At 35.5% G+C, this 14,125-nt stretch carries 13 protein-coding genes; 12 read left to right on the top strand and 1 reads right to left on the bottom strand.

Translation table 11 applies throughout. The features are described from left to right. The 9 genes from SBH76_RS09205 to SBH76_RS09165 all read left to right on the top strand — a co-directional run bounded on the left by SBH76_RS09205 (position 1) and on the right by SBH76_RS09165 (position 9,565). A complete protein-coding gene (locus tag SBH76_RS09205; RefSeq protein ID WP_317977576.1) occupies positions 1-1,332 on the top strand; it encodes a sensor histidine kinase in 1,332 nt (443 codons plus the stop codon). Then, on the top strand, positions 1,325-1,978 hold the full coding sequence (locus tag SBH76_RS09200) for a response regulator transcription factor (protein WP_317977575.1): 654 nt from the start codon (positions 1,325-1,327) through the stop codon (positions 1,976-1,978). The genes SBH76_RS09205 and SBH76_RS09200 overlap by 8 nt, the downstream gene beginning before the upstream one ends. Beyond that, positions 1,975-3,282 carry an ABC transporter substrate-binding protein gene (locus tag SBH76_RS09195; protein ID WP_317977574.1) on the top strand — a complete coding sequence of 436 codons (1,308 nt, stop codon included), beginning with the start codon at positions 1,975-1,977 and terminating at the stop codon, positions 3,280-3,282. Before SBH76_RS09200 ends, SBH76_RS09195 begins: the two co-directional genes overlap by 4 nt. After that, a complete protein-coding gene (locus SBH76_RS09190) occupies positions 3,279-3,962 on the top strand; it encodes a D-lyxose/D-mannose family sugar isomerase (protein ID WP_317977573.1) in 684 nt (227 codons plus the stop codon). Before SBH76_RS09195 ends, SBH76_RS09190 begins: the two co-directional genes overlap by 4 nt. A 147-nt stretch (positions 3,963-4,109) precedes the next feature. Then, the gene (gene pgmB / locus SBH76_RS09185; RefSeq protein ID WP_317977572.1) at positions 4,110-4,754 is read left to right on the top strand and encodes a beta-phosphoglucomutase; all 645 of its coding nucleotides are present in this window, start codon (positions 4,110-4,112) and stop codon (positions 4,752-4,754) included. A 12-nt stretch (positions 4,755-4,766) separates the two neighbouring features. Then, positions 4,767-7,148, top strand: a complete 2,382-nt coding sequence (locus tag SBH76_RS09180) for a glycoside hydrolase family 31 protein (protein WP_317977571.1) — start codon at positions 4,767-4,769, stop codon at positions 7,146-7,148. 28 nt (positions 7,149-7,176) lie between these two features. After that, entirely contained in the window at positions 7,177-7,527 is a 351-nt protein-coding gene (locus tag SBH76_RS09175; RefSeq protein WP_317977570.1) for an arsenate reductase family protein, read from the top strand. Between the two features lie 176 nt (positions 7,528-7,703). Continuing rightward, positions 7,704-8,618 (top strand): dihydrodipicolinate synthase family protein, encoded by a 915-nt coding sequence (locus SBH76_RS09170; protein ID WP_317977569.1) that lies wholly within the window; start codon positions 7,704-7,706, stop codon positions 8,616-8,618. After that, on the top strand, positions 8,615-9,565 hold the full coding sequence (locus SBH76_RS09165) for an ROK family protein (RefSeq protein WP_317977568.1): 951 nt from the start codon (positions 8,615-8,617) through the stop codon (positions 9,563-9,565). Before SBH76_RS09170 ends, SBH76_RS09165 begins: the two co-directional genes overlap by 4 nt. A 75-nt stretch (positions 9,566-9,640) precedes the next feature. Here SBH76_RS09165 and SBH76_RS09160 read toward each other — a convergent pair whose 3' ends face one another. Then, positions 9,641-11,005 (bottom strand): TrpB-like pyridoxal phosphate-dependent enzyme, encoded by a 1,365-nt coding sequence (locus tag SBH76_RS09160; protein WP_317977567.1) that lies wholly within the window; start codon positions 11,003-11,005, stop codon positions 9,641-9,643. A gap of 456 nt (positions 11,006-11,461) precedes the next feature. Here SBH76_RS09160 and SBH76_RS09155 point away from each other — a divergent pair, with 456 nt between their 5' ends. The 3 genes from SBH76_RS09155 to SBH76_RS09145 all read left to right on the top strand — a co-directional run bounded on the left by SBH76_RS09155 (position 11,462) and on the right by SBH76_RS09145 (position 14,024). After that, a complete protein-coding gene (locus SBH76_RS09155; protein WP_317977566.1) occupies positions 11,462-12,277 on the top strand; it encodes a hypothetical protein in 816 nt (271 codons plus the stop codon). A 213-nt stretch (positions 12,278-12,490) separates the two neighbouring features. Then, complete coding sequence (locus tag SBH76_RS09150) at positions 12,491-13,210, top strand: hypothetical protein (protein WP_317977565.1); 720 nt, start codon at positions 12,491-12,493, stop codon at positions 13,208-13,210. 142 nt (positions 13,211-13,352) lie between these two features. Continuing rightward, positions 13,353-14,024: a hypothetical protein gene (locus tag SBH76_RS09145; RefSeq protein WP_317977564.1), complete on the top strand. Its 672-nt coding sequence runs from the start codon at positions 13,353-13,355 to the stop codon at positions 14,022-14,024. The last annotated feature ends 101 nt before the right edge of the window (positions 14,025-14,125 follow it).

Raw genomic sequence — 14,125 nt, 5'->3', positions numbered from 1 at the left:
ATGAAAAGTATAGGAAATTTTAAAATAAATACAATACAGGAAATAATGCTGGTCATATCTCTTGCGGCAGTTATTTTGATTTCAGGCTTTATATGGATAGTTACACAAAGAGTGGTAAGTATACATGAGGCAAAGCTGTTTTTATCAAATGCGGTAAATGTACCGGGCAATACTTTGTATATATTCACATTTACAGTTATATCATCGGTATGCTTTGTAATAACTTTCTGCATTAGAAACGGCAATATCATAAATGATACCGGTATTATATTTGCAACTTTCGCATTGGAATTTATACTTGGATTAATATGTATCATACTTTTAAATTTTAATTATAACGGAATACTGCTTTGGACTTTTGCAAACGCACTGATGTATTTAAAAAGAAATAAATATATGCCCATGGTAGTTGTTATTGCGATGATAAGCTATCTTTTAACAACTCATGAGTTGGTGAAGCTCTTTATAAATGTGTATGATATCTCATCTTACATAGAGGTATGCAGTCAAAGTATACAGACATTAATATACTTTATCTATAATGCTCTAAATCTTATGACTGTGGTATGTTTTATATTATGCTGTATAATTATAATAGTAAGCAAGGAAGAGATAATAGAGAAAAATCTGGAGCTGAATAAAAGACTTGAGATAGCAAATACAGATTTGCAAAGGACAAATGAAGAACTTGAGAAGTCTTTGATGGATAATGCAAGGCTTGCAGAGATCAGAGAAAGAAACCGTATTGCCAGAGAAATTCACGATACTTTGGGGCATACTCTTACAGGGCTTGCGGCAGGTATAGATGCCTGTATAGCATTGGCAGGAGATGATAAACCGGCTCTGAGAAATCAGCTGAATCTGCTCTCAAAGGTAAGCAGAAACGGTATAAAAGATATCAGAATGAGTGTCAGCTCATTAAGACCGGATGCACCTGAAAGACTTAATCTTAAAAGTGCTATAGAAGAACTTGTAGAGAATACAAAAAGGGTTGCAGGTGTAAATATAAACCTTGATTGTGATATTATTAATCTGAAGTTTGATGAAGACGAAGAGATGGCCATATACAGGATAGTACAGGAAAGTCTTACAAATGCTATAAGGCATGGAAGGGCAAAAAATATAGATGTATCAATTAAGAAAAACTTTGGAAGCATCAATCTTTTGATATGTGATGACGGAATAGGTTGTGAAAAAATAGAGGCGGGATTTGGACTCAGGCATATCAGAGAAAGAGTAAATATGTTAAAAGGCCAGGTAAATTTCAGCAGTGAAGAGGGCTTTAAGGTGGAAGCTATGATACCGATAAGATGGGGAGAGGAATATGATTAAAGTTTTAATTGCAGATGATCAGGAGCTGATAAGAGAAAGCTTAAAGATAATCCTTGACAGTAAACCTGACATAGAGGTAACGGATGCCGTGTCTGACGGACTTGAGGTAATAAGGAGTGTCAGAGAAAATAAACCCGATATAATACTTCTGGATATAAGAATGCCGAGACTTGACGGAGTGTCATGTACAAAGATTATAAAAGAAGGTTATCCGGATATAAAGATTATTATACTCACCACATTTGATGATGATGAATATGTTTTTAATGCTTTAAAATACGGAGCCAGCGGTTATCTTTTAAAAGGTATAAGTATGGACAGCCTGGTAGAGGCGATAAATACGGTATATCAGGGACAGGCAATGATAAATCCTGATATTGCTTCAAAGGTTTTAAAGTTTTTCTCAAAGCTGGCTGTAAACAATGAAACCATACATGTAGATTCCGAGAATGTAAAAACTCTTACAAAGAATGAATGGACCATAATAGAAGAGGTGGCAAAGGGAAAGAGTAATAAAGAAATTGCAAAGGATTTGAGTTTTTCAGAAGGTACGGTAAGAAATTATTTATCAACTGTCCTTGATAAACTTGAACTTCGTGACAGAACACAGCTTGCCATATGGGCAATAGGCAGAGGTGAACTGTGAGAAAGAAAAGTAAACTTTTTGTGGGTACAATTCTTTTTGCGGCAATACTCGGCATATTTTTTTATATATGCAGACCTAAAGAAACAGTAATAGAATTTGCCATGTTTAACGGCAGTAATTGGGATGTTGCCGTACAGGAAAGCTATTCCGTTATTGACAAAGCGATAGAGAAGTTTGAGAATGAACATAAAGGTGTAAAGATAAAATATATCGGCGGAATACAAAAAGATGACTACAGCGAATGGATGTCTGAGAGAATATTGAAGGATAAAATGCCAGATATATTTATGGTACTGGACGAGGATTTTGAAAATTATATAAATCTCGGACTTATAGAAAATCTGGACAGATATGTGATGGAAGACAAAGACTTTGATATAGACAAATATTATACTGAAATTGCAAACTCGGGAGTTTTTTCGGGACATAGATATGCACTTCCGTATGAAGCCATGCCGACTCTTATGTTTGTAAATCGTACACTGCTTGAAAAATTGCATGTTGACATACCGGGCAATGACTACACATTTGATGATTTTTACAGAATGTGCAGAATGATAACTTTGGACAGGGACATTGACGGCAGTCCGGATTACTTTGGAATATACAAATATGACTGGATAAATGCGGCACTTTCAAATAATGTTGTACTTTTTTCAAAAGACGGAAAGAAGTCATATTTCAATCAGGAGAAGTTTGCAGAGTCAATAAGATTTGTAAAGAGCCTGGAATCATTAAACGGAAATAAGAATATAACCAAGGAGCAGTTTGACAGCGGAAAGGTAGCTTTCAGTCAGATGTCACTTGCCGAATACAGGACTTATAAGTCATATCCTTACAAGATAAAAAAATACACCGGCTTTGCATGGGATTGCATACCTATGCCGGCAGGTAATTCGGGTAATAATGTAAGTATGATAGACAGTCTTGATATTGCAATAAGTTCAAGGTCAAATAAGAAGAAACTGGCATGGGAATTCTTAAAAACACTCACCTATGATACTGAAATACAGCAGACATTGTATAATGAGATGCCCGTAGCATCGGTGCTTAAGGAAGTAATGGAAAGTAAGGAGTCGGAGAATATATTTAAAGAAGATGAAGATATCATAGATTCCAAACTGATATGCCATATACTTGAAAACGGTATTGCAAAACCGAAATTCAGCGGTTATGAAGGAGCGATATCTCTGGCGGATTCAAAAATTTCAAAGCTGAATCTGGGAGATGATATAGAAAATACACTTAGAATATTGCAAAGACAAATGAGCAAATATTTGTTACAAGAAAGGGGAAAGGAATGAAAAGATCACAAATTAACAGCATCATAAGAGAGATGGAGGAGCTTATAAGGGAGAACGGCTTTAATCTGCCGCCGTTTTGCAACTGGACTCCAAAGGATTGGGAAAACAAGGGGCATGAATATGATGAAATAAGAGATAATATGCTTGGATGGGATATCACAGACTTCGGACTCGGAGATTTTGATAAGGTAGGTTTCGGGCTTATTACACTCAGAAACGGGAACAGGAACAATGAGAAGTATAAAAAGGTATATGCGGAGAAGCTTTTATTCTTAAGAGACGATATGATGGCACCTATGCATTTCCATTGGTTTAAATCGGAGGATATTATAAACAGAGGTGGCGGTACACTTCTTATAAAAGTATATAATGATGACGGTAAGGGCGGACTTGCCGACTCCGATGTACTTATAAACTCAGACGGAAGATCATACTATGTAAAAGCGGGAAGCCTTGTAAAGCTTTTGCCGGGAGAGAGTATCACCATATGGCCGCATCAATACCATGAGTTCCATGTGGAGCCGGGAAGCGGAAGTGTGCTTATAGGTGAAGTTTCCCAATGTAATGATGACAATATAGATAACAGATTCTATGAAGATATAGGCAGATTCCCAAAGATAGAAGAGGATGAAGAGCCTTACAGATTGCTTTGTAATGAGTATCCGGTAGCAAAGGATTGAGGAAAATAAATAATAAAAGAGTAAGTTTAAGAAATTTACTCTTTTTATTTTTATAGATTATTCAGTATAATAACTTTAAATTAAACAGCATAGTGATTTATGTAAAAGGAGAGAAGCTCCTTATTAAGTAAAGGGGGGGTTACAGTAATGGATAGAAAATATAAAGGTATAATATTCGACCTTGACGGAGTAATATGCCATACAGACAGGTATCACTATATGGCTTGGAAAAACATGGCAGACGGTTTGGGTATATATTTTGATGAAGAAATAAATAACAGACTCAGGGGAGTAAGCCGTATGGAGAGTCTGGAAATAATACTTGAAAGGTCTGATAAAAAGTACAGCAACAAGGAAAAAGAAGAGTTTGCAAATAAAAAAAATGAGCTGTATAAAAAACTTTTAAATGAGATGAGTGAGAAAGACCTTGATAAAAAAGTTAAAGACACTTTAGATATTTTAAAACAAAGGGGATATAAGACGGCAATAGCTTCATCAAGTAAAAATGCAAAGCTTATACTTTCAAAGTTAAATCTTATTGATTTTTTTGATATTATAATAGACGGAAATGATATAAAATATTCAAAGCCAGATAAGGAAGTGTTTGAAAAAGCGGGGATCGGACTGAAACTTTTACCAAATGAATGTCTGGTTGTTGAAGATGCAGCTTCGGGAGTAGAGGGGGCAATAAGAGCAGGAATGCAGGTTGCAGGAATAGGGGATGCAAAAAAACTCGGTGATGTGAGTTACAGTTTGGAAAGCTTTGAAGATTTGCAAAAGTATTGTATATAGAAAGAGAGAAAAATGTTAAGTACAAAGGCGGCAGAGGCTTCAATAATTAAAGGAAATAATTATCGTATAAGTATTCTTACTGACAGACTTATAAGGCTTGAATACAGTAAAAAAAATATATTTGTTGATGAAGAGACGGCGGCTGTTACAAACAGAAAGTTCCCGAAAGTAAAGTTTGATGTTTTAGACAGTGAAGACAAACTGGTTATAGTTACAGATTATCTAAGAGTAATATATGATAAAAAAGAATTCTCAGGCGAAGGCCTAAGGATCAATGTGAGCGGTAACTACGGAACAACTTCAAGTGTATGGCATTATGGAGATAAGAATGAGAGTTTAAAAGGAACAACAAGAACACTTGATGCCATAGACGGAGAAACAGAACTTGGAGAGGGAATTATTTCAAGGCAGATGTGGTCTGTGGTGGATGACAGCAGTTCCATGCTTATAACGAAAGACGGATTTAAGCTGAGGGAGGATGAAGAAGCAACAGATCTGTATTTCTTTGGTTACGGCCTTGACTATTTGACAGCGCTTAAAGACTTTTACACTCTCAGCGGAGAACTTCCTCTGCTTCCAAGATTCACTCTTGGTAACTGGTGGAGCAGATATTATAAATACACTCAAAAGTCATATCTGGACTTGATGGACAGATTTGACAGTGAAGATATTCCGTTCAGTGTGGCGGTTATTGATATGGATTGGCATATTACGGATGTGGAGGGCAGATTCGGTACAGGATGGACAGGTTATACATGGAATAAGGAGCTTTTCCCAAGTCCAAAAGATTTTCTAAGTGAACTGCATACAAGAGGATATAAGGTCCTACTGAATGTACATCCGGCAGACGGTATAAGGGCATATGAAGATTGCTATAAGGATATGGGAGAATTTATGGGTGTAGATATTAAAAAGGAAGAACCTGTACTTTTTGATATTGCCGATGATAAATTCAGAGAAGGATACTTTAAACATGTTCATCATCCACTTGAAAAGCAGGGAGTCGATTACTGGTGGATAGACTGGCAACAGGGGGAAAATTCAGGACATAAGGGACTTGATCCTCTATGGCTTTTAAACTACTTTCACTATAAGGATTCAGAGAGAGAAGACCGTGGAAGAGGTCTTATACTTTCAAGATATGCAGGAGTGGGAAGCCATAAATATCCTATAGGTTTTTCGGGAGATACCATTATCACATGGGAAAGTCTTGATTTTCAGCCGTACTTTACAGCTACAGCATCAAACATCGGATATGCATGGTGGAGTCATGATATAGGCGGACATATGAACGGTATAAGAGATGATGAGATGTTTGTCAGATGGGTACAACTTGGAGTATTCTCACCGATAATGAGATTGCACAGTACCTGCAATGAATTTTCCGGAAAAGAGCCTTGGAAGTACAATCAGATTGCCGAAAGAATAGTTAAAAGATATTTGAGACTTCGTCACAGACTGATACCATATCTTTATACCATGAATAAAAGAGCAAATGTAAATAAACTGCCTTTGATACTGCCACTTTATTACTATGAGCCTGCAAATGATAAGGTTTATAATTATAAAAATGAGTATTATTTCGGAGAGGATCTGATAGTATGTCCTGTGACAAGAAAAATTGATGCAGAGAGCGGATTGGCAAAGACCAAGATATGGCTTCCGGAGGGTGAATGGTTTGATATCTTTACCGGAGTAAGGTATAGAGGAAATCGTGAACTTGAAATCTACAGAAATCTGGAAGATATCGCCGTATTTGCAAGAGAGGGAAGTATCTTGCCTCTTGATGCAAATGTAAGTACAAATGATATTAAAAATCCGACAGAGCTTGATTTGAATATTTTCATAGGTAAGTCGGGAGAGTTTATCCTTGCAGAGGACGAAAAGGAGTATAAGACTTATGTAGAGTCTGACTGGGCTTATACAAAGTATGAGCTGATTGACGAGGATGATAAGCATATATTTAAGATTCATCAGGTTTTAGGAAATAAAAATGCAACAAGAGAAAAAAGAAAATATAATTTACATTTCTACGGTATAGGAAATGAGAGCGAACTCAATATTTTATCAGATAAAGACTCTGTAACATCTTTATGTACGGAATATGATGAAAATAAAAATGCTTTGATTATAAGATTGCCTGAAATTTCCACAACATCCACACTGGAGATTGAAGTGAAGGACTTGGTCTACAGCTTGCATAAGAGCATACAAAACAAAGTGTTTGACATTCTAAATAAGGCACAGATAGAATATGATTTAAAGACAAAGGTAATGGAGGTAGTACGAAAGTATAATTCCCAAAATGCAGGTGAAGTAATGGGTGAAATTTACAGTGTCTGTGAAAATGAATTTGTGAGAGGAGCTATAATAGAGCTTTTGTCTGCAAAATAATAAAGTATTAAATGATAAAGGAGATTTTATGTTAGTATTTCATTATCCGAAATGTTCAACTTGTGTGAAGGCAAGAAAGTGGCTAAGAGATAAAAATGTGGAGTTTACGGAAAAGAATATTGTGGAGGAGACTCCAAGTGTGGAAGAGTTAAAGAAGGTTTTGGAGTATTCAGGCCTTCCTATAAAGAAGCTTTTTAATACAAGCGGTATGCTCTACAGAGAGCTGAATATCAAAGAAAAAATGGATACTATGAGTGATGAAGAAAAGCTTAAATTGCTTGCAGAAAACGGAATGCTCATAAAAAGACCTATAGTTTTGGGAGATGATTTTGCTTTGGTAGGTTTTAAGGAGAGTGAGTGGGGAAATAAATGGCAGTAAAGTCATAGGATTGAATTTATAAAAATAATAAAGCATAGAAAGATTAGAAAATAATTTCAAAATGATTATTTTTATTGAAAAACTATTCAATGAGTGATATTCTAAGCTTATAATTATATGATGAGGGTCAAAGATATTTGACCCTCTTGGTATTATCTCTACACTAAGGAGGCATTATGAGAAATTTAGATAAGTACAAGGGAGTCATTCCGGCATTTTATGCATGTTATGATGATAACGTGGAGATCAGTCCTGAGAGAGTAAGAGCTCTTACAGAGTACTTTGTGGATAAAAAGGTCAGAGGTGTATATGTAAACGGTTCTTCGGGTGAATGTATTTATCAGAGCGTTGAAGACAGAAAAGTTGTTCTTGAGAATGTAATGAAGGCTAAGGGTGATCTCACAATAATTAACCATATAGCATGTAATAATACCAAGGACGGTATGGAGCTTGCAGCTCATGCCAAGAGTCTTAAAGTAGATGCAATTGCTGCGATTCCGCCTATTTATTTTAAGCTTCCCGAGTATGCCATTGCACAGTATTGGAATGATTACAGCAGTGCCGCACCGAATACAGATTTTATTATATACAATATCCCACAGCTTGCAGGAGTGGCTTTAAGCAGAGGTCTCTATGCAAAGATGAGAGAGAATAAAAATGTTATAGGTGTAAAGAATTCTTCTATGCCTGTATTTGATATTCAAGGCTTTGTAAGAGACGGTGGTGATGATTATATCGTATTTAACGGTCCGGATGAGCAGTTTGTTTCAGGTAGAGTAATAGGCGCAAAAGCAGGTATCGGTGGAACATATGGAGCAATGCCTGAGCTTTTCCTTGCAATGGATGAGTGTATAGAGGCAGGCGATATGAAGAGAGCAAATGAGATTCAGTACTGCGTAAATGACATTATAGCGGCTCTTACTTCAGGATATGGAAATATGTATGCTATGATAAAGGAAGTTCTTAGAATTAATGAGGGACTTGATATCGGTAGCGTAAGAAAACCTTTGGTTGCATTGACAGATGCTGATAAAGAGATTGCAAAATCAGCGGCTAAGATGATAGCTGATGCTAAAAAGAAATTTTTATGATGAATAAAGTGTATTTGGGAATTGATATAGGTGGAACCGCAGCAAAGTTCGGCCTGGTTGATGAGAACGGCAACATACTTCACAAGGATGAGTTCTCGGTTTCATTTGACGGATATGAAACTCCGATACTTAAGACTGTTTTGGAAAAAACGGAGTATTTTGTGGCTTCAAGCGGACTTGCTTTCAGTGAAATATCGGGTATAGGTGTATCCGCTACAGGTCAGATAGATTCCGAAAAAGGTGAAGTTATCGGAAGTGCGGGACATATAAAGAACTGGGTAGGATCAAAGATAAAGGAAAGCTTTGAAAAGAGATATTCTGTCAAAACTATAGTTATAAATGATGCAAACAGTGCAGCCCTTGGTGAAAAATGGATAGGAGCAGGAAGAGGATATAAAAATATCGTTGCTATAACCATCGGCACCGGAGTCGGTGGAGGTATTATAGTTGATGATAAGATCCTGCTTGGAAAAAGAGGACTGGCAGGAGAGATAGGACATATAGTGATACATGGAAGCGGTGAGAGCTGTTCATGCGGAAATGTAGGTTGTCTTGAAAGATATGCATCCACAACAGCGCTTGTAAGGAGTGTCTCAAAACTGCAAAAGGAAAATCCGACAGCTTTTCCGAAAGACTTTGAAGAAAATATCAACGGTAGAAAGATATTTGATGCCTTACATGAAAACAGTCTGTTAAAGCAGGCGGTTGATAATTGGGTGGATGATATTTCACTTGGAATCATTTCGCTTGTTCATATCTTTAATCCTGAACGGGTTATTATAGGCGGCGGAGTAAGCGGCAGAAAAGAGTTTATAGAAGCCTTAAGTAAAAAGGTACATGAAAAGGTAATGCCAAGATTCTTGGAAGGACTTGAAATAGTTCCTGCAAAACTTGGTAATGATGCCGGCCTTGTCGGTGCGATATATTATTTGATAGAGAATAAATAAAATAGAGGCATAAATGTAATGAGCTTTATTTCATAATACTTGTAGCGTTTGTATTATGGAATAAAGCTCTTATTTTTACTCTACCTTTGGCAGCATAGCCGCATATTTTTTGAGTTCCTCATCTGTCGGAACACTGTCATCCATCTTCCCGTCATGGAATTTCTCATAAGCAACCATATCAAAGTAGCCTGTACCTGTAAGTCCGAATACTATAGTCTTTTCTTCACCGCTCTCTTTACATTTCTTAGCTTCTTCAATAGCTGCATAGATAGCATGTGAGCTCTCAGGAGCAGGTAGAATACCCTCAGTTCTTGCAAAATATTCTGCAGCCTTAAATACATCCGTCTGGTTTACTGAAGCAGCCTCCATATAACCGTCATGATAAAGTTGTGAGAGAGTAGAACTCATTCCATGATATCTGAGACCGCCGGCATGGCTTGGTGAAGGAATAAAATCACTTCCCAATGTGTACATCTTTGCAAGCGGAGTCATCATACCCGTATCACAGAAGTCATAGGCAAATGTTCCTCTTGTAAAGCTTGGACATGATGCAGGCTCTATAGCTATGATTCTTACATCACTTTCACCCCTAAGCTTCTCGCCCATGAAAGGAGATATAAGACCGCCAAGGTTTGAACCGCCACCTGCACAGCCTATGATAATATCAGGCTTGATATTATACTTATCAAGTGCGGCCTTAGTCTCAAGTCCGATAATTGATTGATGTAATAAAACCTGGTTTAATACGCTGCCGAGAACATATCTGTATCCCTCAGTAGTTGTGGCCTTTTCTACAGCCTCCGATATAGCACATCCAAGACTTCCTGTGGTGCCCGGATGTCTTTCTAAGATTCTTCTTCCCACTTCAGTTTCCATAGACGGTGAAGGTGTGACGGTAGCACCGTATGTTCTCATAACCTCACGTCTGAAAGGCTTCTGCTCATAGGATACCTTAACCATATATACCTTACAGTCAAGTCCAAAGTATGCACATGCCATAGAAAGCGCCGTACCCCATTGTCCTGCACCGGTTTCTGTAGTAACACCTTTAAGTCCCTGCTCTTTAGCGTAGTAGGCTTGAGCTATGGCTGAGTTTAACTTATGGCTTCCGCTGGTATTGTTTCCCTCAAATTTGTAATAAATCTTTGCAGGTGTGCCAAGCTTTTCTTCCAGACAGTATGCTCTTACAAGTGGAGCAGGTCTGTACATTCTGTAAAAAGATCTGATTGCCTCAGGTATCTCAAAATAAGCAGTGGTATCATCAAGCTCCTGCTTAACAAGCTCGTCACAGAATACATGTGACAGCTCTTCATAGGTCACAGGTTTATGTGTTCCGGGGTTTAAAAGCGGAGCAGGCTTATTCTTCATATCAGCTCTTACATTGTACCAATATTTTGGCATCTCATTTTCTTCCAAATAAATCTTATAAGGTATCTCCATACACTCTCTCCTTTCAAGTGGACATCTGCCGAAGTGCCGGCAAATATTATATTCTAAAGTATACATGGATAGTAGATTTAAGTCCAGTGAAGAATTGGTGAAATCTTACAATGCAGGTGAATATGATTTCAAGCATGTTAAATAATTAAATAATCTACCGAGAAATAATGAATTTTATTCCCTACAGAACCAATCGGAAATATCTTTGGTAAGAATATTATAGTGGAGACTTATTCTGACAGAGAGATATTTTTATATGAATATACATTATAAAAATAGAACAAAAAACAAATGAAAAATAGTATAGGATTTGATATAATTAAGGTAATATTATGAGCGTGTAAAAAATATTTATGTGGTAGGAGAATGCTATGGCATAAATGTTATTAAATATAATAAGATACTATTAAATATGTACAGAGGTGATTTTGGAACTGCAAGGTTAAGAGGTAATAAATGATGAATTATAAAAAGAGGAAAATAATCATATTGCTTTTATTTATAATAAACAGCTGTAGTATACATAAAAAAGATATTACAAATGAAATTAATAAAGAGGGATATGCTGTAAATTTTATAGAATATGATAAGAAATACGAAATTGACATTGATAATGATGGTGAGACAGATTCATTAAAGGTATTTATTAATGTGGATGGCTATATATCAGTAGAGGTAAATAATCATAAAAAAACAATAGGCTATGGTGAAGAGGGTGTGAAAAGTGTAATTATAAATGATAACAATGGTAATTATTGTATTGGCATAGCAATTCACTATGTTAATGATACACGAATAAGTGAGTTCTATAAATTGAATAAAGAAAACATAGTATATATGTCAGCTGTAGACGGATATGTAAAATCTGCATATCAAAATTTGGGTTTATATGTGGAAGATAGAAAATATATTATAGGCTTTCAAAATACAACAGGCATATATTTAATAAATTCTGATTTGAAGCTTAGTTTAGAAGGTAATTATATTTATATTATAAATGATTCTAAGCATACATTAGTGAAAGAGCTTAAAGCATATAAGTATAATGATAAAACAGCTGTTTATGAAATAACTACATATCATAAAGGGGAGGCTTTGTATTTATACGAAACAGATATGCAAAACTTAATATATTTTAAAACGGAGAATGGGGATAAGGGATATATTAATGCAACAAAAGATGATTATAAAAGGACTACAGGTGAATTTTATATAGAGGAAGAGAGATTAGTTGATTATTTTGATGGAGAAGAAATATCATGGGCAGGTTAATAAGAAAGTTGACACAAATAATTGCTAAAACCTATGAAGATAAGAGTATATAAGAACCTTTCAAAATGAAGGAGTCAAGTTTTTTATAGGACTTCCAAGCATATAAGGATAAGTGGAGAAAATGGAGCAGGAAAAATCATAGATGAATATGTGGTATTGTATTTGGGAGATCTATTCAAAAAGTATTAAAGCAGTTTTGGCTAAGGAGAATATATGAATGTGGTTGAGAAAAATAAACTTAAGATAATCCTAATAATTACAAGTATATTGACTTTAGTGTTTATAGTGATAGTTGGCATAGAGTATTTGAATGAAAAAAGAAGAGATAGAGCACTTAAATACTATAATGAAATATCTACTACAGTAATTTTGGCAGATACACTGGGAATGGACTTGGAATGCAGTGATAATAAAGGGAAAAGTTGGATAATTACAAATCAGAATGAAAGCTTTACCGATATAGTCAGCCAAGATATTGCAGACTATATATCAGGGAAGAAACGTAGCCTTTATAACTACAAAATCATAGAAAATGAAAATATGCAGAAATATATAGATAATTTTAATGACAATATGAAGAATATAAGGATAAGTGGAGAGAACGGAGCAGGAATTCCTATTCCACCAAAGACTATATCTGAGGGAGAAGGAATGGAGGAGTTTGAAGAAATAAAGAATTTGGAGGAACTCATAGCATACATGCACAAACTAACAAAAAATGGTGAATATTATCTGTATGCTCTTTCAGTAATAGGATTAGATGGTTCAGGCTTAAATGGCAGGATAACATTTGATATGGGTGATGGAACGGAAAATGTTATACATGAGAGTGGAACAATAGGTATTAGAGAATTATTTACTATGACATATAGAACCCATGAATATCAGAGAGGTGAAAAAGTTGGAGGTGAATGGTCCTATGTCAAGATTTAGCGCAAATTAAAATGAGAGGTTCTACCGGTTAAGACGCCGGAAGAACATGTGCATTATTATATAGCTTTTCAAACTCATTAGTAGATTAGTTTATTATATTTATTTAGAAAAAAATATAAAGATAAGATTTAAGGAGACATTTATGATAGGGGTAAATGGTAAATTAAAGTCTAGATGGGTTTTATGTTTTATAATATTTTCCTTTGTATTATTGATATATGGAAATCATTTATTTAGGGAAAGAGCTAAAAAACTGGAAGATATGAGAAAAAAAGAAGCATTGGAATTTATGGAAGATGGCTGGAAGAAATACAGAATGATGCTGTATGCCGGTGCAAATATGGAGTATACAGATAGTGAAGGAAATATAAGAGTAATAGAAACTGAACCTGTGCTTCTAGATGTATTTGATGAAGCTATAGATCCATATATTTTAGGCAAGACACCTTCCCTCGGCTCCTTTCGAATAACTGAGGGAGAAGAAACATCAGAACGGATAAAAAACTTCAATGATAATATGTTGCACTTAAAGATATGGAATAATCGGGAGGGGAGATATATGACTATTGCTGAGAATGAGGGATTGGAAGAATTTAAAGATATAAATAGTTTTGAAGAACTGTGGGCTTATATGAATAAGCGAAATGATGAAGGAGTTATATATATTAATGAACTTGACATAGTTGGGCATGACAGAACAGGTCGACCAGGAAAGTTTATATATGATTATGGGAATGGAGAAAGTAAAGAAATATCAGAGAATGTGATTAGTTTATTATATCTATTTAGAAAAAAATATAAAGATAATCTTTAAGGAGACAGGGATATATTAATGCAACAAAAGATGATTATGAAAGTACTACAGGTGAATTTTATATAGAGGAAGAGAGATTAGTTGATTATTTTGATAGAGAA

Source organism: Lachnoanaerobaculum sanguinis (assembly GCF_033242365.1).
Classification (GTDB): domain Bacteria; phylum Bacillota; class Clostridia; order Lachnospirales; family Lachnospiraceae; genus Lachnoanaerobaculum; species Lachnoanaerobaculum sanguinis.
This window is presented reverse-complemented; position numbering and strand designations above follow the sequence as displayed.